The organism is Anaeromyxobacter sp. Red801 (assembly GCF_049201065.2).
Lineage (GTDB): Bacteria > Myxococcota > Myxococcia > Myxococcales > Anaeromyxobacteraceae > Anaeromyxobacter.
In genome coordinates this window covers 2,482,903-2,504,139 of sequence record NZ_CM181236.1, presented here as the reverse complement: position 1 = coordinate 2,504,139, position 21,237 = coordinate 2,482,903, and the positions used below count along the sequence as shown (strand labels likewise).

Below are 21,237 nucleotides of genomic sequence, written 5' to 3'. Positions count from 1 at the left end.
ATGGAACGGACCGAGACCCCGCAGCCCAGCGGCTCCACCCACACCATCAGCCTCCTCGTCGAGAACAAGCCGGGCGTGCTGCACCGGATCGCCGGGCTGTTCTCGCGGCGCGGCTACAACATCGCGAGCCTCACCGTCGGCCCCACCGAGCGGGCCGAGTACTCGCGCATGACCATCGTGGTCCGGCTCTCCTCGAGCCCGGTGGACCAGGTGGTCCGGCAGGTCCAGAAGCTGGTCCCGGTGGTGGAGGTGCGCGAGCTCTCGCCCCAGGACCTGATCGAGCGCGAGCTGCTGCTCGCCAAGATCCGCACGCCGGAGCGGAACCACGCCGAGCTCCGGGCGCTGGCCGAGACCTACGAGGCGGTGATCGTGGACGTCTCGCCCGACGCGCTGGTGGTCGAGGCGAGCGGCACCGCCGGCAAGCTCGACGCGCTGGAGGAGCGGCTCCGCCCCTTCGGCATCCAGGAACTCTGCCGCTCCGGGCGCATCGCCCTCGAGCGGGGCTTCAAGACGCTGGCTCCCCCCTCACTGAAGTAGAGGAACGAACATGGCGACCATCTACTACGACAAGGACGCGAACCTCGACCTGCTGAAGAAGCGGAAGGTCGCGATCATCGGCTACGGCTCGCAGGGCCACGCCCACGCGCTCAACCTGCGCGACTCCGGCGTGGACGTGCGGGTGGGCCTGGCGGCCGGCTCGAAGTCCAAGGCCAAGGCCGAGGGCGCCGGGCTGCGCGTCCTCTCGGTCGCGGAGGCCTCGAAGGAGGCCGACGTGATCATGGTCCTCATCCCGGACCAGACGCAGAAGAAGGTCTACGACGAGGAGATCGCGCCCCACCTCTCCAAGGGCAAGGCGCTGCTCTTCGCGCACGGCTTCAACATCCACTTCGTGCAGGTCCGCCCGCCGGCCGACGTGGACGTGCTCCTGGTCGCGCCGAAGGGCCCGGGCCACATGGTCCGGCGCCAGTACCAGGACGGCCGCGGCATCCCCGGCCTCGTCGCGGTCCACCAGGACGCGACCGGCCAGGCCAAGGCCGTCGGCCTCGCCTACGCCCGCGGCATCGGCTGCACCCGCGCCGGCGTGCTCGAGACCACGTTCAAGGAGGAGACCGAGACCGACCTGTTCGGCGAGCAGGCCGTGCTGTGCGGCGGCGCGGCGGCGCTGGTGAAGAACGGGTTCGAGGTGCTGGTCGAGGCCGGCTACCAGCCGGAGAGCGCGTACTTCGAGTGCCTCCACGAGCTGAAGCTCATCGTGGACCTCATGTACGAGGGCGGCCTGGCCTGGATGCGCCACTCCATCTCCGACACCGCGGAGTACGGCGACTACACCCGCGGCCCGCGGGTGGTGGACGGCCGGTCCAAGGACGAGATGCGCAAGATCCTCAAGGAGATCCAGGGCGGCCACTTCGCCAAGGAGTTCATCCTCGAGAACCAGGCGGGCGGTCCCACCATGGCCCGCTACCGCGCCGCCGAGGCCGCTCATCCCATCGAGGAGGTGGGCAAGCGGCTCCGCGACATGATGAGCTGGATCCGCGAGGCGAAGAAGGACTCGTCGGACCCGGGCACCCGCTAGACCCGCCCGCGCCGTCCCCTTCCCCGCGAGAGGGAAGGGGACGCGCGCGCCCGGGCGCACGGCCGCGTTGACATTGCGGCCGAAATCCTTATTCTACAGCGTCTTTTTCCCAGGGCCGGAGGAGCATGGCGATCCAGCACAGAGATCCGCGGGGCGGCGGCGGCAGCCGCGATGCGCGCACCAACCGCCGCATCAAGGCCCGCGAGGTTCGTGTCATCGGGGCCGAGGGCGAGCAGCTCGGCGTGCTCCCGATCGACCAGGCGCTGGCGCGCGCGCAGGAGCTGGGCATGGACCTCGTCGAGGTCAGCCCGATGGCGAAGCCGCCCGTCTGCAAGATCATGGACTACGGCCGCTTCAAGTACCTCGAGAAGAAGAAGCAGAACGAGGCCAAGAAGAAGCAGGTCGTGGTGCAGCTCAAGGAAGTGAAGCTCCGCCCGCGCACGGAGGAGCACGACTACGACACCAAGATCAAGAAGGTGCGCGAGTTCCTCGGCGAGGCGAACAAGGCGCGCATCACCGTGATGTTCCGCGGCCGCGAGATGTCGCACCGCGAGCTGGGCCAGAAGGTGCTGCAGCGGGTCATCGAGGACCTGCGCGACGTGGCGGTCATCGAGTCGGCGCCCCGCATGGAAGGGCGCCAGATGTTCATGATCCTCGCGCCGAACCCGAAGATGCTCCAGTCGCAGCGCGACAAGGCGAAGGCCGCGGCCGCCGCGGCGCCCGCCGCCGCCGCACCCGCCGCCGGCGCGCCCGCGCCGGCCCCGGCCCCCGCCGCCCCGGCGCCCGCGCCGGCCGCCGCGGACCCGGCCGCACAGAGATAGACAGGACCGCCGCGCGCAGGCGCGGCGCACGACGCAGCAGCGAACAGGAAGCGACAGGACCCATGCCCAAGCTGAAGACCAAGAGCGGCGCCAAGAAGCGCTTCGTCCCGAAGAAGAGCGGCAAGGTGAAGTTCCGCCGCGCCGGCGTCCGGCACCTCGCGACGTTCGGCAAGACGAAGAAGCAGAAGCGCCACCTGCGCGGGACCGATCACCTCGCGCCGATGGACGAGAAGAAGATCAAGGAGTGCTTCCCGTACGCCCGCTAGGGCCGGAGAAGCCGTAACGCCCAAGCGGGGTTCCGAAGCGTACCCGGCCCGTCACACTGCGTGACGGGCCGACGTGCCTCCCGCCGGCAAGGAGAAGGAAGATGCGCGTCAAGAAGGGATTCAAGGCCCGCCGCCGTCGCAACCGCGTCCTGAAGCTCGCGAAGGGCTTCCGTGGCCGCCGCAAGAACTGCTACCGCCGCGCGAACCAGGCGGTGGAGCGCGCCCTCAACTACTCGACCCGCGACCGCCGGCTGAAGCGGCGCGAGTTCCGGGCGCTCTGGATCGTCCGCATCAACGCGGCCGCCCGCCAGAACGGCACCACCTACTCGAAGCTGGTCGCGGCGCTCCGCAAGGCCGGCGTCGAGATCGACCGCAAGATCCTCGCCGATCTCGCGCTCGCCCTCCCGGGCGACTTCGCCGCCATCGTCAAGACCGCCCAGGCGTAGGGGAGGGGTCCGATGGCCGACCTGCTCTCGCAGCTCGAGGCGCTCGCACGGAGCGCCCGTGAAGCCATCGCCTCCGCCGCGGACGAGAAGGGGCTCGAGGAGCTCCGCGTCCGCTTCCTCGGCAAGAAGGGCGAGCTGTCCCAGGTCCTCCGGGGCATGGGGCAGCTCCCCGCCGAGGAGCGCCCGCGCGTCGGCGAGGTCGCGAACCGCGTCCGCGACGAGGTCGAGGCGCTGCTCGCCGGCGCCGCGCGCGGGCTCGCCGCGCGCGCGCTGGAGGCCGAGCTGGCCGGCCCGCCCATCGACGTGACGCTGCCCGGCCGCCGGCTCCTGCCGCGCGGGCACCGTCACCCCGTCACGCGCGCCACCGAGGACATCTCCGCCATCTTCGCGCGCCTCGGCTACGAGGTCGCGAGCGGGCCGGAGATCGAGCTCGACTGGTACAACTTCGAGGCGCTCAACATCCCGCCGGACCACCCCGCGCGCGACATGCAGGACACGTTCTACGTGGACGAGTCCACCCTGTCGCCGGGCGGGCGCACCGGCGCGGCGCCGGGCGGGCCCGCGAAGCCTGGCGCGGTGCTGCTCCGCACGCACACCTCGCCGGTGCAGATCCGCGCCATGAAGCGGATCGGCGGGCCGCCCATCCGCATCATCTGCCCGGGCCGCGTCTACCGGTCGGACTACGACCAGACCCACTCGCCCATGTTCCACCAGATCGAGGGGCTGTGCGTGGACGAGGGCATCACCTTCGCCGACCTGAAGGGCACGCTGGCGGCGTTCGCCCGCGCCTACTTCGGCCCGGGCACCCGCACGCGCTTCCGCCCCAGCTACTTCCCGTTCACCGAGCCGAGCGCCGAGGTGGACGTGTCCTGCTCCATCTGCGGCGGCACCGGGCGCAAGGACGGCAAGCGCTGCGGCACGTGCAAGGAGACCGGCTGGCTGGAGGTGCTCGGCGCCGGCATGGTCCACCCGCGCGTGCTCGAGAACGGCGGCGTGGATCCGCGCCGCTTCACCGGCTTCGCCTTCGGCATGGGGGTCGAGCGCATGGCGATGCTCCGCTACGGCATCGACGACCTGCGCCTGTACTTCGAGAACGACCTCCGCTTCCTCGAACAGTTCTGAGAACGCCGTGCGCATCTCGCTCAAGTGGCTGTCGGAGTACGTGGACCTGCCCGCGCCCGAGGAGCTGGCGCGGCGCCTCACCGCCGTGGGCTTCGAGATCGAGGCGGTGGAGCGCACCGGCGCGGAGCTGAAGGGCGTGGTGACGGCGCGCATCGCCGCCTCCGAGCCGCACCCCAACGCCGAGAAGCTCTCCGTCACCCGCGTGGACGCGGGCGGCGCCGAGCCGCTCCAGGTCGTGTGCGGCGCGAAGAACTACCGCGTCGGCGACGTGGTCCCGCTCGCCACCGTGGGCGCCGAGCTGCCCGGCGGCGTGAAGATCACCAAGGCGAAGCTGCGCGGGGTGGAGTCCTTCGGGATGCTCTGCTCGGCGCGCGAGCTCGGGCTCTCCGCCGACGCGAGCGGCCTGCTCATCCTCCCGCCCGGCACGGTCCCGGGCACGCCCATCGGCGAGGCGCTCGGCCTCGACGACGTGCTGTTCGAGGTGAACGTCACGCCGAACCGGCCGGACGCGCTCTCGCACGTGGGCATCGCCCGCGAGGTGGCCGCGCTGCTGGGCCAGAAGGTCAAGCTGCCGAAGCCCGGCCTGGTGGAGGGCGGCGGCGCGGCGGCCGACGCGGTGAAGGTCCGCATCGAGGCGCCGGACAAGTGCGCCCGCTACGCCGCGCGCGTCGTCGAGGGCGTGAAGATCGGCCCGTCCCCGGCCTGGCTGGCCCGGCGGCTGGAGAGCTGCGGCATCCGCTCCATCTCCAACGTGGTGGACGCGACGAACTACGTGCTGCTCGAGCTGGGCCACCCGCTGCACGCGTTCGACCTCGACGAGGTGGCCGGCCACGAGATCGTGGTCCGCACCGCGCGGCCGGGCGAGCGGATCACCACGCTCGATGGCAAGGAGCGGGCGCTCGAGCCGGACGACCTGCTCATCGCCGACCGCGACCGCGGCAGCGCGCTCGCCGGCGTCATGGGCGGCGGCGACTCGGAGATCTCGGCCGGCACCACCCGCGTGCTGCTCGAGTCGGCCTGGTTCGCGCCGAGCGGCGTGCGCCGCACCTCGCGCCGCCACGGCCTGAAGAGCGAGGCGTCCTACCGCTTCGAGCGCGGCGCCGACCCGGGCATGGTGATCCCGGCGCTGGACCGCTGCGCCGCGCTCATCGCCGGGCTGTCCGGCGGGACGGTGCGCGCCGGGGTGGTGGACGCGCAGGCCCGCAAGGTGGCCTCGCCCGAGGTGCGCATGCGCTGGGATCGCCCGGCGCAGGTGCTGGGCATGCCGGTGAGCCGCGAGGACGCCCGCCGCATCCTGCTCTCGCTCGGGTTCGAGGAGCGGGCCAGCGACGGCGACGCGGTGAGCTTCGGCGTGCCGAGCTGGCGCGTGGACGTCGCGATCGAGGAGGACCTGGTCGAGGAGATCGTCCGGACGCTCGGCTACGACGCCATCCCCGAGACGCTCCCCGGGCCCGCGGTGCGCACGCCGGCGGAGTCCGCCGAGGCGCAGGCGGTGGCCCGCGCCCGCGCCGCGCTGGAGGCGGCCGGGTTCAGCGAGGCGGTGAACTTCAGCTTCGTGGCGGCGCGCGACCTGGAGCCGCTCGCCGCCGGCCTCGCCGCCGACGGCATCGCGCTCCGCAACCCCATCAGCGCCGACCTGGCGGTGATGCGCACCAGCCTGGTCCCGTCGCTGCTCCGCAACGCCGCGCACAACCGGCGGCAGCGGGTCGAGGACGTGCGCCTGTACGAGATCGCCCGCGCCTACGGGCCGCGCGCGGCCGGGACCGCCGGCGACGCCCCCAGCCACGAGGCCACCGAGGTGGCCGGCGTGCTGCTCGGGCGGCGCAGCCCGGTGGGCTGGGCGGTGGGCGGCGACGTGGCCGACTTCCACGACGCGAAGGCGGCGGTGCAGGGGCTGCTCGAGGCGCTCGGCGTCGAGGCGTCCTGGTCCGCGCCCGGCCCCGGCTGGCTGCACCCGCGCACCTCGGCGGCGCTCCGCGCGCCGGGCGGCGCGGCGCTGGGCGAGCTCGGCGAGCTGCACCCGCGGGTCGCCGAGGCGTTCGAGCTGCCGCGCGGCGTGCTCGCGTTCCGGCTCTCGCTGGACGCGCTGCTCGCGGCCGCGCGGCTGGTGCCGCAGTACCGGCCCATCCCGCGGCTCCCCGCGGTGCTCCGCGACGTCGCGGTGGTGGTGGAGGACGCGGTGACCGCCGCGGCGGTGGAGGCGCTGGTGCGCGAGGAGCCGCTCGTCGAGGCGGTGATCCTGTTCGACGTGTACAAGGGTGCGCCGCTGCCGCCGGGGCGCAAGAACCTCGCGCTCGCCATCACCTACCGCGCGCCGGACCGCACGCTCACCGACGCCGAGGCGGACGCCGCGCACGGGCGCATCGTGGCGCGGCTGCGCGAGCGCGTCGGGGCGGAGCTCCGGGGATAGCGTGACGCCCGCGGGCCGGCGCGCCTGGGCAGCGGCGGCGTTCGCGCTCGCGGCGGCGTTCGCGTCCTGGAACCCGCTCGCCGCGCCGTTCGGGCTGGTGGTCGGGCTCGTCTCGCTCGTGCTCTGCCTCCGCGCGCTGGTCCAGGGCGGCGCGCGCCGCGTCGCCTCGGCCGGGCTGGTGCTGGCGGCGCTCGCCGTCGCGGTGAGCGGCCTGGTGCTGGCGCTGACGGCCGGCGTGGGCCGCGACCCGGCGGGCGACCCGGTGGTCCCGGGCCCGGGCGCGGACGAGGTGCGGCGCGCGCTGGACGCTGCGGGCGAGCCCACCCGGCCGGCGCGCGAGCGCGCCCGCGAGGAGCTGGACGCGGCCGGCGGCGGCGCGAAGGCGCCGCCGGACGAGCCCGGCGGCAAGCCCGCGAGGCGCTAGCGAAGGTTTGACACGCTGGGGCAAATAGGCTAGTGAATTCAGGACTTAGCCGACGCCGCCCGCGGGGATGGGAGCGACACCGTGACCAAGGCCGACATCATCGAGAGCGTCTACGAGAAGGTGGGCTTCTCCAAGAAGGAGGCCGCCGAGATCGTCGAGATGGTCTTCGACACCATCAAGGAGACGCTGGAGCGCGGCGAGAAGATCAAGATCAGCGGCTTCGGCAACTTCATCGTCCGGGACAAGAAGTCCCGCGTCGGGCGCAACCCGCAGACCGGCGAGGAGATCGAGATCAGCGCGCGCCGCGTGCTGACGTTCCGCCCGAGCCAGGTGCTGAAGAACGCGCTCAACGGCGGCGTCTCCGACGAGACCGAGGGCGCGGACGACGACGACGACGAGGAGGGCGAGGGCGACGAGTAGCGCCCCCGCCGCTCCCGGCCCCCCGCTCAGATGCCGTTGACGCGGCCGGCGGCCACCGCCGGCGCCGCGGCGTCCACGCCGTTCACCGGCGCGGCCGCCTCGGGCTGCCGCGCCGGGACGGCGCCGATGAGCCGGTAGAGCGTCTTGCGGTCGATGCCCAGGATCTCCGCCGCGCGGGTCTTGTTCCCGCCGGTGGCGCGCAGGATCTCGCGCGCGTAGCGGCGCTCGATCTCGGACAGCGTCGGCCGGCGCGCCGGCTGGCCGTCGGAGGGCGGCGTGGCGCGGGCGGCCTCGAGGAGCGCGGCGGCGAGGTCGGCGGAGACGGTGACGTCGAACCCCGACGCGACGAGCAGCTGCGAGAGCTGCTGGCGGCGCTCCGGGTCGGCCTCGATGACGATCGTGCGGTTGCGTTCCACGTGGCTTCCCTCCCCGCTGACCAAGACGGCCACGCCGGCGGACCGTTACGCGCGCGCCTGTCCTGCTGCGAGGGGACGCGCAGCCCCGGGCGGTGCGTGCGGGTAGGTCCGGCGCGCCCGGCGCGGCCCGGAACGCGGCGAAGGCACGGGCGATTCCCCGGCGGGGCGGGCCCGCGCGCCGTAGATTCCGGCCCGTGAGACACCGCGTGGGACGCCTCCAGGACCTGCCCGACGGCCACGGCTGGCTCGTCGAGATCGAGGGCCAGGAGATCGCGCTGTTCCGCCGCGGCGAGCGCGTGCACGCGCTCGACAACGTCTGTCCCCACCGCGGCGCGGCGCTCGCGTTCGGCGACGTGCGCGGCGAGGTGGTGTACTGCCCGCTCCACGCCTGGCCCTTCCAGCTGGCCACCGGCGCCTGCCCGGAGTTCCCGGAGGCGTCGGTGCGCACGTTCCCCGTGCACGTCGGCGAGGGCGGGGATCTCGAAGTGGAGCTATAACGAGGACACCGATGGCGCCCATCGACTACACCGACCGCCGGCGCATGCGGCTCGACGTCGAGTTCTACTTCGCGGCCGCGCACCGCCTGCCGCGCTACGAGGGCCCGTGCTTCCGCATGCACGGCCACAACTACCGCTTCTTCGTCGCGCTCGAGGGCGAGGTGGACCCCGCCACGGGCATGATCGCCGACTTCGGCGACGTGAAGCGGATCGTGCAGGAGCACGTGCTCGCGCGCGTGGATCACCGCACGCTGAACGACGTCCTCGACAACCCCACCGCCGAGAACATCGCCCGCTGGATGTGGGAGGTGCTCGAGCCGCACCTGGCCGGCCTGTGCGAGATCCGGCTCTACGAGATCCCGGACTCCTGCGTGACGTACCGGGGGCCGGGTGGCCGCTAGGCTCCGCGCCGTGCGGGCGCAGCGCCCGCGCGCCTCGGCGCCGGCGGCCGCCGAGGCGACCGCCCGCCTGCTCGACGCGCTCGGGCTGCCGCCGGAGGTGCGGGCCTCGCCCGAGCTGGCCGGGACGCCGCGGCGGGTGGCGGAGGCGTGGCTCGAGGACCTGGTGGACGGCTACCGCGCCGAGCCGGCCGAGGTGCTGGCCGACGCCATGCCGAGCGCGAGCCGCGCGCTCGTCACGCTCACCGGGATCGACTTCCACTCCGTCTGCCCGCACCACCTGCTGCCCTCGCGCGGCGTGGCGCACGTGGCGTACCTGCCCGGCGGCAGGGTGGTGGGGTTCGGGCAGCTGGTGCGGCTGGTGGACTGCCTCGCGCACCGCCTGGTGCTCGCGGAGGACCTGGCGCAGTCGGTGGCGGACGCGCTGGTGGAGCACCTCGGCGCGCGCGGCGCGGGGTGCGTGCTCGACGCCGAGCACCTGTGCCTGACGGTGCGCGGCGAGCGGCGCGCCCGCGCGCGGGCCCACGCCGAGGGGTTCGCCGGGGCGCTGGCGCGGAGCGGGGTGGCCCGGCGGAGCTTCGCCCAGGCCATCGCGCGGGCGGCGGGACCGCGTCCGGCCGCCGCCGGCCGCGCGGCGCGGCGCGGGCGGGCCCGCGGGGCGGGCGCGAGGGCGCGATGACCGCCGGGCGGACCGCCATCGTCACCGGCGGCGGCCGCGGCATCGGCGCGGCGGTGGCGCGGGCGCTCACCGCGCGCGGCCTGCGGGTCACGGTGTTCGCCCGGACCGAGGCGCAGGTGCGCGCGGTGGTGGCGGAGGGCGGGGCGGCGCGGGCCGTGGCCGGGGACGTGCGCAGCGCGGCCGCGGTGGAGCGGCTGGTGGCGGAGCACGAGGCCGCGCTCGGGCCGCTCGACGTGCTGGTGAACGGCGCCGGGATCCTGGCCCGCGGGCTCGCCGAGCACACCGCGCCGGAGACCTTCCGCGAGGTGCTGGACGTCAACCTGGTCGGGCCGTTCCTGTGCGCGCGCGCGGCCATCCCGGGCATGAAGGCGCGGGGGAGGGGACGGATCGTGAACGTCGCCTCCATCTCCGGCACCGTCGGCACCGCCGAGGCCGCCGCCTACAACGCGTCGAAGTGGGGGCTCATCGGGCTCACCCGCTGCCTGGCGGAGGAGCTGCGCGACCACGGCGTGCAGTGCGTGGCCGTCTCGCCGGGCTCCACCGACACCGAGATGCTGGCGCGCACGCCGTTCCCGCCGCGGATGAGCGCGGACGAGGTCGCGCGGGTGGTGGTGTTCGCGGCGCTGGACGCGCCCGACGCCATCACCGGCGCCAACCTGGAGGTGTACGGATGACCGCCGCCCGCGACGCCGCGCTGCGCGAGCTCGAGGCCGCGTTCCCGCGCGAGCGGCTGGTGCGCGATCCCGAGCGGCTGGGGGCGTACGGCCGGGACGAGTCCGACCTGGGCGCGCGCCCGCCGGACGCGGCGGTGCTGGTGGAGTCGGCCGAGGAGATCCGCGCGATCTTCGCCGTCGCGAGCCGGCACCGCGTGCCGGTGATCCCGGTGGCGGCGCGCAGCGGCAAGTCCGGCGGCGTGCTGGCGCTGCACGGCGGCATCGCGGTCTCGCTCGAGCGCATGAACCGGATCCTGGAGATCTCGCCGGAGGACCTGGTGGCGCGGGTGCAGCCGGCGGTGGTGACCGGGGTGCTCCAGTCCGAGGTGGAGCGGCACGGGCTGTTCTACCCGCCCGACCCGAACTCGCTGGAGATGTGCACCATCGGCGGGAACGTGGCCGAGAACGCCGGCGGCCCGCGCGCGCTGAAGTACGGCGTGACGCGCGAGTACGTGCTGGGCCTCACCGCGGTGCTCCCCACCGGCGAGATCCTGCGGGTGGGCAAGCGCAGCATCAAGGGCGTGGCGGGCTACGACGTCACCGCGCTGCTGGTGGGCAGCGAGGGGACGCTCGGGATCGTGACCGAGGCGACGCTCAAGCTGCTCCCCCGGCCGCGCCACGTGGCCACCGCGCTGGTGGTGTTCGCCTCGGTGGCGGAGGCGGCGCGGGCGGTCAACGAGGTGCTGCAGGGCGGGATCCTGCCCCGCTGCCTGGAGCTGCTCGACGACGTCTCGCTGGCCGCGGCCGCGAAGACCTCGCCCTACCGGTTCCCGCCCGGCGCCGGCGCGGCGCTGCTGGTGGAGACCGACGGCAACGACGAGGAGCAGGTGTTCGCCGAGATCGTGCGGCTGGCCGAGAAGGTCCAGGCCCACGCCCAGGGCGAGGTGATCGTGGCGCAGAACGAGGCGCAGCGGCGCGACGTCTGGGAGACGCGCCGCTACCTCTCGGTGAACCTGAAGGCGCTGCACCCGCTGAAGCTCTCGGAGGACGTGGCCGTCCCGCGCTCGAGGATCCCCGAGATGATCGCGCGCGCCAAGGCGGTCGGGGCGCGGCTCGGGCTCACCGTCGCGACCTACGGCCACGCCGGCGACGGCAACCTGCACTGCAACGTCCTGTTCGACCGGCCCGAGGAGCGCCCGCGCGTGGACGAGGCGGTGGCCGCCATCCTGCGCGACGCCGTGGACCTGGGCGGCACCATCACCGGCGAGCACGGGGTCGGCGTCGCGAAGCGCGACTTCCTCGAGTACGAGCAGGGCGCCGAGGTGGTGGCGCTGGAGCGCCGGCTCAAGGCCGCGTTCGACCCGCTCGGCATCCTGAACCCGGGCAAGATCTTCCCCGAGCGCTGACGCGAACGGGGCACGGCCCTCGCCGCGCGCGGGGCCGGGCTTCGCCCGTCCGGCGCGGCCGGGCAGGGTGGGCGCGGGGGCGCCCGGCCGGGTTGACCCCGCGCAAGTCGCTGAGGTGGCTCGGTTCTTTGCGCCAGATCGCCGCAGCGCGGGTATTGGGGACGGGTCCGGTCCACAATAAACCGAGTCGTTTCGCGGCGTTGGCTCACCACGGCGGCTTGACAAGCCATGCCGCGGTCCGGCATAGCTGTGGCCCCATTTTAGATCCCCGTCAGGAATTGGCGGGGCGCGCCAAGGGTACATTCACCGGCGCGGCGGGTCCGGCAGCCGCACGCGCAGTCACAGCAGGCACCTCACAGGGAGACGAAGGGCGACATGTCCACACAGACGGCCAAGCACAAGGTCGAGCAGGTCGAAACCGTCACGATCCGCTTCGTCGGCGACTCCGGCGACGGCATGCAGCTCACCGGCACCGAGTTCACCAAGGCCAACGCGCTGGCCGGCAACGACCTCGCCACCTTCCCGGATTACCCCGCCGAGATCCGCGCGCCAGCGGGCTCGCTCTTCGGCGTCTCCGGCTTCCAGCTCTCGTTCGGCGCGAACGAGGTCCTCACGCCGGGCGACCAGCCGGACGTGCTCGTCGCGATGAACCCGGCCGCGCTCAAGACGAACCTGGCCGACCTGCGCCACGGCGGCATGCTGATCGTGAACGCGGGCGCCTTCACCGACTCGAACCTCGAGAAGGCGAACTACAAGACGAACCCGCTCGAGGATCCGGCGCTGCAGTCGAACTACCGCGTCGTCCTCGTGGACATGAACAAGCTCACCGAGGCGGCGCTGGAGGGGACGGGCCTGTCCTCGAAGGAGGTCGCGCGCTGCAAGAACTTCTTCGCGCTCGGCCTCATGTACTGGCTCTACAGCCGCCCGGTCGACCCGCAGCTCGCGTCGATCAAGCGGAAGTTCGCCAAGAAGCCCGAGTTCGCCGACGCGAACGCCAAGGTCTTCATGGCGGGCCACGTGTTCGGCGAGACCTCCGAGCTCTTCCACGAGCGGTACCAGGTGCCCGCCTCGAAGCTCGCGCCCGGCACCTACCGCAACGTGACCGGCAACTTCGCCACGGCGCTCGGCTTCGCCACCGTGGCGCAGCTCACCGGGCGCACGGTGTTCCTGGGCAGCTACCCCATCACGCCCGCCACCGAGATCCTCCAGGAGATGGCGAAGTTCAAGGAGTACGGCGTCGTCACCTACCAGGCCGAGGACGAGATCGCCGGCATCGGCTCGGCCATCGGCGCGGCCTTCGGCGGCGCGCTCGCCTGCACCAGCACCTCCGGCCCGGGCCTCGCGCTCAAGTCCGAGATGATGGGCCTCGCGGTGATCACCGAGCTCCCGCTCGTGATCGTGGACGTGCAGCGCGGCGGCCCCTCCACCGGCATGCCCACCAAGACGGAGCAGGCCGACCTGCTCCAGGCGCTCTTCGGGCGCCACGGTGAGTCGCCCATGCCGGTGATCGCGGCGCAGAGCGCGGCCGACTGCTTCTGGGCGGCCATCGAGGCGATGAAGATCGCCACCAAGTGGATGACGCCGGTGCTGCTGCTCACCGACGGCTACCTCGCGAACGGCTCCGAGCCGTTCCGCGTCCCGTCCCCGGACGAGCTGCCCAAGCTCACGGTGAAGTACCAGACCGAGAAGAACTACGCGAACGGCACGCAGTACATGCCGTACCTGCGCGACGCCAAGCTCATCCGGCCCTGGGCCATCCCGGGCACGCCCGGCCTCGAGCACCGCGTGGGCGGCCTGGAGAAGGACGCGCTCTCGGGCATGGTCTCGTACGACGGCAACAACCACGAGAAGATGGTCCTCACCCGCGCCCAGAAGATCCGGAACGTGGTCGAGGACGTGCCGGACGTCGAGGTGTACGGCGAGAAGACCGGGGACCTGCTGCTCGTCTCCTGGGGCGGCACGTTCGGCTCGGTCCGCGGCGCCGCCGAGGCGCTGCAGGCGGCCGGGAAGAAGGTCTCCCACGTCCACCTGCGCTGGCTGAACCCGCTGCCGAAGAACCTGGGCGAGGTGCTGCGGCGCTTCAAGAAGGTGTACGTGCCCGAGGTGAACGGCGGGCAGCTCGCCTTCTACCTGCGCGGCATGTACCCGGGCGTCGATCCGGTCCAGTACAACCGGATCAACGGCAAGCCGATCAAGATCCACGACCTGGTCGCCAAGGTCACCGAGGCCCTCTAGGCCGCCCGGAAAGGAACGAGGAACACATGAGCACGAACGGTCAGACGGTCACCGCGGCGCTGCCGGTCTACACCAAGAAGGACTTCGAGTCCGGCGTCGACCCGCGCTGGTGCCCGGGCTGCGGCGACTACTCCATCATCAACCAGATCCAGAAGACGCTGCCCTCGGTGGGCGTGAAGCGCGAGAACATCGTCTTCGTCTCCGGCATCGGCTGCAGCTCGCGCTTCCCGTACTACATGAACAACTACGGGATGCACACGCTGCACGGCCGCGCGCCGTCCTTCGCCTCCGGGCTGAAGGTCTCCCGGCCCGAGCTGCAGGTGTGGATCATGACCGGCGACGGCGACGCGCTCGCCATCGGCGGCAACCACTTCATCCACGCGATGCGGCGCAACCTGGACATGAAGCTGGTCATGTTCAACAACCGCATCTACGGCCTGACCAAGGGCCAGGTCTCGCCGACCTCCGAGTTGCACAAGAAGACCAAGTCCACGCCGGACGGCTCGCCGGACTACCCGTTCAACCCGCCGCTGCTCGCGCTGGGCGCGGGGGCGACCTTCGTCGCGCGCGCCATCGACGTGGAGGGCGTGCACATGGGCGGCGTGCTCAAGGCCGCGGCCGACCACAAGGGCAGCACGTTCGTCGAGGTGTTCCAGAACTGCCCGGTGTTCAACGACGGCGCCTACACGTTCCTCACCGAGAAGGCGAACAAGGCCGAGGCCCAGGTCCGCATGGAGCAGGGCAAGCCGCTGCTGTTCGGCAAGGACAACAAGAAGGGCCTGCGCATCAACCACCAGCGGGGCGAGCTCGAGGTGGTCGTGCTCGGCGAGAACGGCATCACCGAGAAGGACATCCTGGTCCACGACGCGACCCGCGAGGACCCGACCATCGCGTACATGCTGGCGGGCCTGGCCGACAAGGCCGGCTTCCCGACGCCCATCGGCGTCTTCCGCAACGTGCAGAAGCCGACCTGCGAGGAGATGACCTGGGAGATGATCGACGCCGCCAAGGCGAAGCCGGGCGCGGGGCAGCTCGCCAAGCTGCTCGCCGGCAACGACACCTGGACCATCAAGTAGCGGTCCGCCCTCACGCTCCGTGAGCATCGGAGGCCGGCGCCCGCCCCGGGCGCCGGCCTTCGTGCGTCCGGGGCCCGCGCGCGCGGCGGCGGACGTGGACCGATCCGGTGCACGAAGCCGCGCGGCGAAAAGCGCAGTATCCGCGGCGGCGGAGCGCGCCGCCCGCGCCGCCGCCGTTCACGGTGGGTGCGTCACCCGCAAAATCGATTGAATGGGTGCATTTTGTCCGACATTCGCGGAAATCGTCGGGAATTTGCCAAACATTGATCGCGGTCCAATGACGCCACGCCCCGGTCTGGTACGAGAGCGGCCTCTCTCAAACGCCCGGCCGACCGGGCACCGAGGACCGGAGCATGAGTGCGACTTCGCCTGCCGCGAAGAAGGACAAGAAGTTTCGCGGCGTCGTGGTGATCAACCGCGAGACTTGCAAGGGGTGCGCGTTCTGCGTGGAGTTCTGCCCGCTGGGCGCGCTCGAGCTGGAGAGCGACTACAACGCCAAGGGCTACCACCCGCCGTTCCTGGCGAAGCCGGAGCTGTGCAACGGCTGCGACATGTGCGGGCACTTCTGCCCCGATTTCTCGATCTACGGCTACCGCGAGAAGCTCGAGCAGGTTGCGGCCTAGGAGGCCCGAAGAGACATGTCCAACGCGAATCCTTCCGGCACCCTGACCGGCAGCCACTACCTGGACGGCGACCACGCCTGCAGCGAGGGCGCCATCGCCGCCGGCTGCCGCTTCGCCTCCGGCTACCCCATCACGCCCTCGACCGAGGTGGTCGAGCGCCTCTCCGCGCGCTTCCCCCGCGTCGGCGGCCGCTTCATCCAGCTCGAGGACGAGCTGGGCGCGTCCATCGCGCTGCTCGGCGCGGTCTGGGGCGGCGCCAAGGCCTGCACCGTCACCTCCGGCCCCGGCTTCTCGCTGATGATGGAGCACATCGGCTACGCCGCCATCACCGAGACGCCCTGCGTGTACATCAACGTGCAGCGCGCCGGCCCGTCCACCGGCCTGCCCACGCAGCCGGCCCAGGGCGACATGATGCAGGCGCGCTTCGGCTCGCACGGCGACTACCGCCTCATCGCGCTCTGCCCGAACTCCCCGCAGGAGTGCTTCGACCTGACCGTCGAGGCGTTCAACCTGGCCGAGGAGTTCCGGGTCCCGGTGCTGGTGATGCTCGACGAGGTGGTCGGGCACATGACCGAGAAGGTGGTCATCCCGCCCGCCGAGCAGATCAAGGTGAGCGAGCGCCGCTACACCAAGAAGAAGCCGGGCGAGGGCTTCAAGCTGTTCGAGGCCGCGAACGGCAGCATGGTCCCGGAGATGGTCAAGGCCGGCGACGGCTACCGGATCCACGTGACCGGCCTCACCCACGACGATCGCGGCTACCCGGCCATGAACGTCCCGACGCACGAGAAGATGCAGCTCCGGCTGCAGGACAAGATCGTCGAGAACGCCGACCGCATCGTGCGCTGGGAGGAGAAGGACCTCGACGGCGCCGACGTGGTGGTGGTGAGCTTCGGCATCACCTCCCGCGTGGCCGAGCGCGCCATCAAGGCGGCGCGCGAGCAGGGCGTCAAGGTCGGCTCGTTCCGGCTCATCACCGCCTGGCCGTTCCCCGAGAAGCAGATCGCGGAGCTGTCCACGAAGGTGAAGGCGTTCGTCGTGCCCGAGCTCAACCTCGGCCAGATGGCCCTCGAGGTGGAGCGGGTGGTGGCGGGCCGCACCAAGGTCGTGCCGGTGCCGCACGTCGGCGGCACGGTCCACAACCCCGAGACCATCCTGAACAAGATCCTGGAGTCCGTGCGATGAGCGAGCCCGTCAAGCCCAACCCGACCTCGAAGTACCTCCGGACCGAGCGGCTGCCGTCGATCTGGTGCCCCGGCTGCGGCATCGGCACCACGGTGAACTGCTTCACCCGCGCGCTCGACGGCTCCGGCTTCGACCTCGACAAGGTCGCCATCGTCTCCGGCATCGGCTGCACCGGCCGCGTGGCGGGCTACCTGAACCTCGACTCGTTCCACACCACCCACGGCCGCGCCATCCCGTTCGCGACCGGCCTGCAGATGGCCAACCCGGACCTGAAGGTGGTGGTCTACTCCGGCGACGGCGACCTGTCCGCCATCGGCGGCAACCACCTCATCCACGCGGCCCGGCGCAACGTGGACATGCTGGTGGTGTGCGTGAACAACTTCACGTACGGCATGACCGGCGGCCAGGTCACGCCCACCACGTTCCAGACCGCGGTGGCGTCCACCACCCCGTACGGCGCCTACGAGGAGACGTTCAACCTGCCGCGCCTGGTCGACTCCTGCGGCGGCGTCTACGTGGCGCGCTGGACCTCCTACCACGTGAAGCAGCTCGCCAAGTCGATGGGCGAGGCCCTGAACAAGAAGGGCTTCCGCTTCATCGAGATCCTCTCGCCTTGCCCGACGCTCTACCTGCGCCGCAACAAGCTCGGCGAGGGGCTCGACGAGATGAAGTTCTACAAGGAGAAGAGCGTCATCAAGAACGGCGCGTCCACCACCGAGACCGACCTCGACTACCGCAAGGAGATCGTGGTCGGGACCTTCGTGAACCGTGAGCGCCCCACCAACGTCGAGGCGATGGAGGCCCGCATGAGCGAGGTCCTCGGCGCCAAGTACGTTCCCTACGAGTCCCCCGGCAAGAAGCCGGCGTGGGCGTGATCGGGAGAGACGACATGGGTCCCACGGAGATCAAGATCGGCGGGCTGGGCGGCCAGGGCGTCATCCTCGGCGGCATCATCATCGGCAAGGCCGCCGCGCTGTTCGACGACAAGCACTCCTGCCTGACGCAGGCGTTCGGCCCCGAGGCGCGCGGGTCGGCGTGCAGCGCGCAGGTGGTGGTGGACGCGGAGCCGATCCTCTACCCCTACGTCCACAACCCGCACCTCATGGTGGCGATGTCCCAGGACGCGTTCGCCAAGTTCTCGCCCGAGCTGCGCAAGGACGGGACGCTCATCATCGAGGAGGACCTGGTGAAGCCGACCGGGCTGCCCTCGACGGTGAAGGTGTACGCCATCCCGGCCACGCGCATCGCGGAGGAGCTGGGCAAGAAGATGGTGCTGAACATCGTGATGGTGGGCTTCTTCACCGCCATCACCGGGCTCGTCTCGGAGCAGGCGGCCCGCGAGGCGGTGAAGGACTCGGTCCCGCCCGCCACCATCGACCTCAACATGAAGGCGTTCGACCGCGGCTTCGCGTACGGCAAGCAGCTGCTCGCCGGCCCGAAGAACTAGCGGACGCCACCGCCGCACCGGCGCGCCGGGTCCTCGCGGGCCCGGCGCGCTCCTGCTTCAGCGCGCCGCGCGCCCGGCGCAGGCCGCCGCCCCGCGCAGGCTGGTCCGGCACGCCTCCAGCCGGGGCGCCGCCTCGACGCACCGCTCGCAGGCGGCCACCGCCTCGCCGCAGCGGCCCAGCCGCACCAGCGCGGTGCAGAGCCCGTGCAGCGCCTCGGGGTACGCCGGGGCGAGCTCGGTGGCGCGCCGGTAGCCGCGCTCCGCCGCCGCCCAGCGCGCCTCCAGGTCGTCCACCAGCGCGAGGTCGTGGTGGGCGGAGGCGCGCCCGGGATCGGTCTCCAGCAGGTGCAGCAGCTCGCGGCGCGCGGCGGCCAGCCCGGCGGCGCGATCCGCGCCGGGCGCGAGCGCCCGCCGGAGGAGCGCGCGCGCCAGGTTCTGGCGCGCGTCGGCGAGGTCCGGATCGAGCCGCAGCGCCTCCCGCAGCGCGCCCTCGGCGCCCCGCGCGTCGCCGGCGGCGAGCAGCGCCTCGCCCAGGTTGGCGTGGGCCTCCGGGAAGTCGGAGCGCAGCCGCAGGGCCCGCTCCAGGTGGCGCATCGCCGCCGGCAGGTCGCCGCGGACGCGCGCCACCACCGCCAGCCCGTTCTCCGCCTCGGGGAAGTCCGGGTCGAACGCGAGCGCGTGCTCGAACGCCACCTCGGCGCGCTCCGGGTCGCCGCCGGCGAGGTGGCGGTACCCGCGCTCGACCTCCTCGGCGGCGCGGGGGTGGAGGCGCGGCACGGCGGCGCAGGCGGGGGCGAGCAGCGCGGCCGCGAGGGCGGCGGCCAGCAGGGTGGACGGAGCAGGGCGGGCGCGGCGGGGCGGGGGAGGGGTGGGCATGCCCGCCGCCCCTGCGCGCCCCGTGCCGGCGCCGCACCCTGCGTGAACGGCCCGCGCGCGTCCGGCGCCCGGGGGACGCGGCCGCGCGGCGGCCGGGGCGTCCGCCGCGCGCACCGGGTGGCGCCAATTGACACTATATCGACGGTCACATACGTTCGCGGGGCGTTGGCAGCCGTCCCCGAGGGTTCGCCCCCATGGCGCGAAAGAAGATCTCCACGACGGTCTACATCACCCCTGAGCAGGACGAGCGGCTGAGCTGCTCCACGCCCGCACCAAGGTGCCCGTCGCCGAGTACATCCGGCAGGGCATCGACCTCGTGCTCGACAAGTACCGCGGGGCCCTCCCCGGCCAGCTGACGCTCGAGGACGTGGGCGAGGCGAAGAAATAGATTGCGAGCGGCATGAGCGAACAGCGAGCGGTCATCCTCGGCGCGGCCGGGTTCATCGGCAGCCACCTCAGCGATCGTTTCCTCGCGGAAGGCTGGCGCGTCACCGGCGTCGACAACCTCATCACGGGTACGCTCCGCAACCTGGAGCACCTCGCCCGGGAGCCGCGCTTCGACTTCATCCAGGCCGACGTCTGCGCGCCGCTCGCCATCTCGGGGCGGGTGGACGCGGTGCTGGACTTCGCGTCCCCGGCGTCCCCGGTGGACTACCTCCGGCATCCCTTCGAGACGCTCCACGTCGGCTCGGTCGGGGTCGAGAACGCGCTCGAGCTGGCGCGCCGCAGCGGCGCCCCGTTCCTGCTCTCGTCCACCTCGGAGGTGTACGGCGACCCGCTCGAGCACCCGCAGCGCGAGAGCTACTGGGGGAACGTGAACCCGGTCGGCCCGCGCGCGGTGTACGACGAGGCGAAGCGCTTCGCCGAGGCCATCACCGTCGCGTACCGCCGCTACCGCGAGGTGCCGGTGCGCATCGCGCGCATCTTCAACACCTACGGGCCGCGCATGCGGCTCGACGACGGCCGGGTGGTGCCGACGTTCGTGGCGCAGGCGCTCCGCGGCGAGCCCATCACCGTGTTCGGCGACGGCACGCAGACGCGCAGCTTCTGCTACGTGGACGACAACGTGGAGGCCATCTGGCGGCTGCTCCACAGCGACTGCCAGGAGCCGGTGAACGTGGGCGACGACCACGAGATGACCGTGCTCGAGTTCGCGCAGGCCGTGCAGCGGCTGGTGGGGCGCACCGTGCCCATCGAGCACCGGCCGCTCCCGCAGGACGACCCGCGGGTCCGGCGGCCGGATCTCGCGCGGGCGAGGGAGCGGCTGGGCTGGGCGCCGCGGATCGGGTTCGAGGAAGGGATGCGCCGGACCATCGACTGGTTCCGCGCGCACGTCTGAGGGCGGGGGAACGGCATGGGCAAGCGCATCCTCATCACCGGCGGGGCCGGCTTCATCGGCTCCACCGTCGCGGATCTCTTCGTGGAGGCGGGCTGGGACGTCGCGGTCCTCGACGACCTCTCCAGCGGCAAGCGCGAGAACGTGCCCCGGGGCGCGCGCTTCTACCCGGTGGACGTGCGCAGCGCGGCCGCCGCGGAGGCCGTCCGCAAGGAGCGGCCGCAGGTGATCTGCCACCACGCCGCGCAGATCGACGTGCGGCGCTCCATGGCGGACCCGCGCTTCGACGCCGACGTCAACGTGGGCGGCCTGCTCAACCTCATGCAGGCGGCGGCCGCGGCGGGCTCGGTGGAGCACGTCCTGTTCGCCTCCTCCGGCGGCGCCACCTACGGCGACACCGAGGTCATCCCCACGCCGGAGACCCACCCGCAGGCGCCGGTCTCGCACTACGGCGCGGCGAAGGCCGCGAGCGAGCTGTACCTGGGCGTCTACCGGGCGGCGCTGGGCATCCCGGTGGCGGCGCTGCGCTACGCGAACGTGTACGGGCCGCGCCAGGACCCGCACGGCGAGGCGGGCGTGGTGGCGATCTTCTCCGGGCGGCTGCTGGAGGGGCAGCCCTGCACCGTGTACGGCGACGGCGGGCAGACCCGCGACTACGTGTTCGTGGGCGACGTGGCGCGCGCGAACCTGCTCGCGGCGGAGCAGCGCCACGACGGCCCGCTCAACGTGGGCACCGGCGTCGAGACCGACGTGAACGCGCTCTACGCGCACCTGGCGCGCGCCGCCGGCGTGGACCGCCCGGCGGAGCACGCGCCGGCGCGGCCGGGCGAGCAGCGCCGGTCGTGCATCGACCCGTCGCTCGCCGGCAGGGCGATCGGCTGGAGGCCCGAGGTGCCGCTGGCGGACGGGCTTTCCCGGACGCTGGAGTGAT

25 protein-coding genes and 1 pseudogene are annotated in these 21,237 nt (G+C 72.7%); 24 read left to right on the top strand and 2 right to left on the bottom strand.

Features of this window, described 5'->3' with window-relative positions; genetic code table 11:
* From ilvN to ACOQFB_RS11615, 9 genes are all read left to right on the top strand, one after another.
* Positions 1 to 537: an acetolactate synthase small subunit gene (ilvN, locus tag ACOQFB_RS11655; RefSeq protein WP_011421030.1), complete on the top strand. Its 537-nt coding sequence runs from the start codon at positions 1 to 3 to the stop codon at positions 535 to 537.
* 10 nt (positions 538 to 547) lie between these two features.
* Positions 548 to 1,573: a ketol-acid reductoisomerase gene (gene ilvC / locus ACOQFB_RS11650; RefSeq protein ID WP_421610771.1), complete on the top strand. Its 1,026-nt coding sequence runs from the start codon at positions 548 to 550 to the stop codon at positions 1,571 to 1,573.
* 125 nt (positions 1,574 to 1,698) lie between these two features.
* Complete coding sequence (gene infC / locus ACOQFB_RS11645) at positions 1,699 to 2,394, top strand: translation initiation factor IF-3 (RefSeq protein WP_421610772.1); 696 nt, start codon at positions 1,699 to 1,701, stop codon at positions 2,392 to 2,394.
* A 62-nt stretch (positions 2,395 to 2,456) separates the two neighbouring features.
* The gene (rpmI, locus tag ACOQFB_RS11640; RefSeq protein ID WP_011421027.1) at positions 2,457 to 2,660 is read left to right on the top strand and encodes a 50S ribosomal protein L35; all 204 of its coding nucleotides are present in this window, start codon (positions 2,457 to 2,459) and stop codon (positions 2,658 to 2,660) included.
* Positions 2,661 to 2,761: 101 nt separating this feature from the next.
* Positions 2,762 to 3,106 (top strand): 50S ribosomal protein L20, encoded by a 345-nt coding sequence (gene rplT / locus ACOQFB_RS11635; RefSeq protein WP_011421026.1) that lies wholly within the window; start codon positions 2,762 to 2,764, stop codon positions 3,104 to 3,106.
* 12 nt (positions 3,107 to 3,118) lie between these two features.
* On the top strand, positions 3,119 to 4,228 hold the full coding sequence (gene pheS, locus ACOQFB_RS11630) for a phenylalanine--tRNA ligase subunit alpha (RefSeq protein ID WP_421610773.1): 1,110 nt from the start codon (positions 3,119 to 3,121) through the stop codon (positions 4,226 to 4,228).
* A gap of 7 nt (positions 4,229 to 4,235) precedes the next feature.
* Positions 4,236 to 6,638: a phenylalanine--tRNA ligase subunit beta gene (gene pheT / locus ACOQFB_RS11625; RefSeq protein ID WP_421610774.1), complete on the top strand. Its 2,403-nt coding sequence runs from the start codon at positions 4,236 to 4,238 to the stop codon at positions 6,636 to 6,638.
* Position 6,639: 1 nt separating this feature from the next.
* Positions 6,640 to 7,062 (top strand): hypothetical protein, encoded by a 423-nt coding sequence (locus ACOQFB_RS11620; RefSeq protein ID WP_421610775.1) that lies wholly within the window; start codon positions 6,640 to 6,642, stop codon positions 7,060 to 7,062.
* A gap of 81 nt (positions 7,063 to 7,143) precedes the next feature.
* The gene (locus tag ACOQFB_RS11615) at positions 7,144 to 7,482 is read left to right on the top strand and encodes an integration host factor subunit alpha (protein ID WP_059439274.1); all 339 of its coding nucleotides are present in this window, start codon (positions 7,144 to 7,146) and stop codon (positions 7,480 to 7,482) included.
* A 26-nt stretch (positions 7,483 to 7,508) separates the two neighbouring features.
* Here the strand turns inward: ACOQFB_RS11615 and ACOQFB_RS11610 are convergent, their stop codons facing one another.
* On the bottom strand, positions 7,509 to 7,898 hold the full coding sequence (locus ACOQFB_RS11610; protein WP_059439275.1) for a helix-turn-helix domain-containing protein: 390 nt from the start codon (positions 7,896 to 7,898) through the stop codon (positions 7,509 to 7,511).
* A gap of 194 nt (positions 7,899 to 8,092) precedes the next feature.
* On the opposite strand from ACOQFB_RS11610, the gene ACOQFB_RS11605 reads away from it, so the two are divergent.
* The 12 genes and pseudogenes from ACOQFB_RS11605 to ACOQFB_RS11550 all read left to right on the top strand — a co-directional run bounded on the left by ACOQFB_RS11605 (position 8,093) and on the right by ACOQFB_RS11550 (position 18,094).
* Positions 8,093 to 8,395, top strand: a complete 303-nt coding sequence (locus tag ACOQFB_RS11605) for a Rieske (2Fe-2S) protein (protein WP_012525953.1) — start codon at positions 8,093 to 8,095, stop codon at positions 8,393 to 8,395.
* 11 nt (positions 8,396 to 8,406) lie between these two features.
* Positions 8,407 to 8,796, top strand: a complete 390-nt coding sequence (gene queD, locus ACOQFB_RS11600) for a 6-carboxytetrahydropterin synthase QueD (protein WP_059439277.1) — start codon at positions 8,407 to 8,409, stop codon at positions 8,794 to 8,796.
* Positions 8,786 to 9,472 carry a GTP cyclohydrolase I FolE gene (gene folE / locus ACOQFB_RS11595; protein ID WP_421610776.1) on the top strand — a complete coding sequence of 229 codons (687 nt, stop codon included), beginning with the start codon at positions 8,786 to 8,788 and terminating at the stop codon, positions 9,470 to 9,472. Before queD ends, folE begins: the two co-directional genes overlap by 11 nt.
* Positions 9,469 to 10,146: an SDR family NAD(P)-dependent oxidoreductase gene (locus tag ACOQFB_RS11590; protein ID WP_421610777.1), complete on the top strand. Its 678-nt coding sequence runs from the start codon at positions 9,469 to 9,471 to the stop codon at positions 10,144 to 10,146. The genes folE and ACOQFB_RS11590 overlap by 4 nt, the downstream gene beginning before the upstream one ends.
* Entirely contained in the window at positions 10,143 to 11,531 is a 1,389-nt protein-coding gene (locus ACOQFB_RS11585; RefSeq protein WP_421610778.1) for an FAD-binding oxidoreductase, read from the top strand. The genes ACOQFB_RS11590 and ACOQFB_RS11585 overlap by 4 nt, the downstream gene beginning before the upstream one ends.
* A 375-nt stretch (positions 11,532 to 11,906) precedes the next feature.
* The gene (locus ACOQFB_RS11580) at positions 11,907 to 13,766 is read left to right on the top strand and encodes a 2-oxoacid:acceptor oxidoreductase subunit alpha (RefSeq protein ID WP_421610779.1); all 1,860 of its coding nucleotides are present in this window, start codon (positions 11,907 to 11,909) and stop codon (positions 13,764 to 13,766) included.
* A gap of 26 nt (positions 13,767 to 13,792) precedes the next feature.
* Positions 13,793 to 14,842, top strand: a complete 1,050-nt coding sequence (locus ACOQFB_RS11575) for a 2-oxoacid:ferredoxin oxidoreductase subunit beta (protein ID WP_421610780.1) — start codon at positions 13,793 to 13,795, stop codon at positions 14,840 to 14,842.
* 353 nt (positions 14,843 to 15,195) lie between these two features.
* Positions 15,196 to 15,285 (top strand): annotated as a pseudogene (locus tag ACOQFB_RS11570) (4Fe-4S ferredoxin); the annotation flags it as partial.
* Between the two features lie 3 nt (positions 15,286 to 15,288).
* Complete coding sequence (locus tag ACOQFB_RS11565; protein ID WP_494492583.1) at positions 15,289 to 15,465, top strand: hypothetical protein; 177 nt, start codon at positions 15,289 to 15,291, stop codon at positions 15,463 to 15,465.
* A 15-nt stretch (positions 15,466 to 15,480) separates the two neighbouring features.
* On the top strand, positions 15,481 to 16,647 hold the full coding sequence (locus ACOQFB_RS11560; RefSeq protein ID WP_421610781.1) for a 2-oxoacid:acceptor oxidoreductase subunit alpha: 1,167 nt from the start codon (positions 15,481 to 15,483) through the stop codon (positions 16,645 to 16,647).
* Complete coding sequence (locus ACOQFB_RS11555) at positions 16,644 to 17,522, top strand: 2-oxoacid:ferredoxin oxidoreductase subunit beta (protein ID WP_011421011.1); 879 nt, start codon at positions 16,644 to 16,646, stop codon at positions 17,520 to 17,522. Before ACOQFB_RS11560 ends, ACOQFB_RS11555 begins: the two co-directional genes overlap by 4 nt.
* 14 nt (positions 17,523 to 17,536) lie before the next feature.
* Entirely contained in the window at positions 17,537 to 18,094 is a 558-nt protein-coding gene (locus ACOQFB_RS11550; protein WP_059438045.1) for a 2-oxoacid:acceptor oxidoreductase family protein, read from the top strand.
* A gap of 57 nt (positions 18,095 to 18,151) precedes the next feature.
* Here the strand turns inward: ACOQFB_RS11550 and ACOQFB_RS11545 are convergent, their stop codons facing one another.
* Positions 18,152 to 18,970, bottom strand: a complete 819-nt coding sequence (locus ACOQFB_RS11545; protein WP_421610782.1) for a tetratricopeptide repeat protein — start codon at positions 18,968 to 18,970, stop codon at positions 18,152 to 18,154.
* A 277-nt stretch (positions 18,971 to 19,247) separates the two neighbouring features.
* Between ACOQFB_RS11545 and ACOQFB_RS11540 the strand changes: the two genes are divergently transcribed.
* Genes ACOQFB_RS11540 through ACOQFB_RS11530 form a run of 3 tightly spaced genes read left to right on the top strand, consistent with a single transcriptional unit; the run spans position 19,248 to position 21,236 of the window.
* Positions 19,248 to 19,358 (top strand): hypothetical protein, encoded by a 111-nt coding sequence (locus ACOQFB_RS11540; RefSeq protein ID WP_494492569.1) that lies wholly within the window; start codon positions 19,248 to 19,250, stop codon positions 19,356 to 19,358.
* A 12-nt stretch (positions 19,359 to 19,370) separates the two neighbouring features.
* Positions 19,371 to 20,309, top strand: a complete 939-nt coding sequence (locus ACOQFB_RS11535) for a UDP-glucuronic acid decarboxylase family protein (protein ID WP_421610783.1) — start codon at positions 19,371 to 19,373, stop codon at positions 20,307 to 20,309.
* Positions 20,310 to 20,324: 15 nt separating this feature from the next.
* Entirely contained in the window at positions 20,325 to 21,236 is a 912-nt protein-coding gene (locus tag ACOQFB_RS11530) for an NAD-dependent epimerase/dehydratase family protein (RefSeq protein WP_421610784.1), read from the top strand.
* Position 21,237 lies beyond the last annotated feature (1 nt).

Excerpts from the sequence above, each read along its gene's own strand:
- pheS (WP_421610773.1), top strand. The coding sequence starts at position 3,119 with ATGGCCGACCTGCTCTCGCAGCTCGAGGCGCTCGCACGGAGCGCCCGT.
- ilvC (WP_421610771.1), top strand. The coding sequence starts at position 548 with ATGGCGACCATCTACTACGACAAGGACGCGAACCTCGACCTGCTGAAG.
- ACOQFB_RS11580 (WP_421610779.1), top strand. The coding sequence starts at position 11,907 with ATGTCCACACAGACGGCCAAGCACAAGGTCGAGCAGGTCGAAACCGTC.
- queD (WP_059439277.1), top strand. The coding sequence starts at position 8,407 with ATGGCGCCCATCGACTACACCGACCGCCGGCGCATGCGGCTCGACGTC.
- ACOQFB_RS11535 (WP_421610783.1), top strand. The coding sequence starts at position 19,371 with ATGAGCGAACAGCGAGCGGTCATCCTCGGCGCGGCCGGGTTCATCGGC.
- ACOQFB_RS11545 (WP_421610782.1), bottom strand. The coding sequence starts at position 18,970 with ATGCCCACCCCTCCCCCGCCCCGCCGCGCCCGCCCTGCTCCGTCCACC.
- rpmI (WP_011421027.1), top strand. The coding sequence starts at position 2,457 with ATGCCCAAGCTGAAGACCAAGAGCGGCGCCAAGAAGCGCTTCGTCCCG.
- ACOQFB_RS11585 (WP_421610778.1), top strand. The coding sequence starts at position 10,143 with ATGACCGCCGCCCGCGACGCCGCGCTGCGCGAGCTCGAGGCCGCGTTC.
- ACOQFB_RS11530 (WP_421610784.1), top strand. The coding sequence starts at position 20,325 with ATGGGCAAGCGCATCCTCATCACCGGCGGGGCCGGCTTCATCGGCTCC.
- infC (WP_421610772.1), top strand. The coding sequence starts at position 1,699 with ATGGCGATCCAGCACAGAGATCCGCGGGGCGGCGGCGGCAGCCGCGAT.
- ACOQFB_RS11555 (WP_011421011.1), top strand. The coding sequence starts at position 16,644 with ATGAGCGAGCCCGTCAAGCCCAACCCGACCTCGAAGTACCTCCGGACC.
- ACOQFB_RS11590 (WP_421610777.1), top strand. The coding sequence starts at position 9,469 with ATGACCGCCGGGCGGACCGCCATCGTCACCGGCGGCGGCCGCGGCATC.
- ilvN (WP_011421030.1), top strand. The coding sequence starts at position 1 with ATGGAACGGACCGAGACCCCGCAGCCCAGCGGCTCCACCCACACCATC.
- ACOQFB_RS11550 (WP_059438045.1), top strand. The coding sequence starts at position 17,537 with ATGGGTCCCACGGAGATCAAGATCGGCGGGCTGGGCGGCCAGGGCGTC.
- ACOQFB_RS11560 (WP_421610781.1), top strand. The coding sequence starts at position 15,481 with ATGTCCAACGCGAATCCTTCCGGCACCCTGACCGGCAGCCACTACCTG.
- rplT (WP_011421026.1), top strand. The coding sequence starts at position 2,762 with ATGCGCGTCAAGAAGGGATTCAAGGCCCGCCGCCGTCGCAACCGCGTC.
- ACOQFB_RS11575 (WP_421610780.1), top strand. The coding sequence starts at position 13,793 with ATGAGCACGAACGGTCAGACGGTCACCGCGGCGCTGCCGGTCTACACC.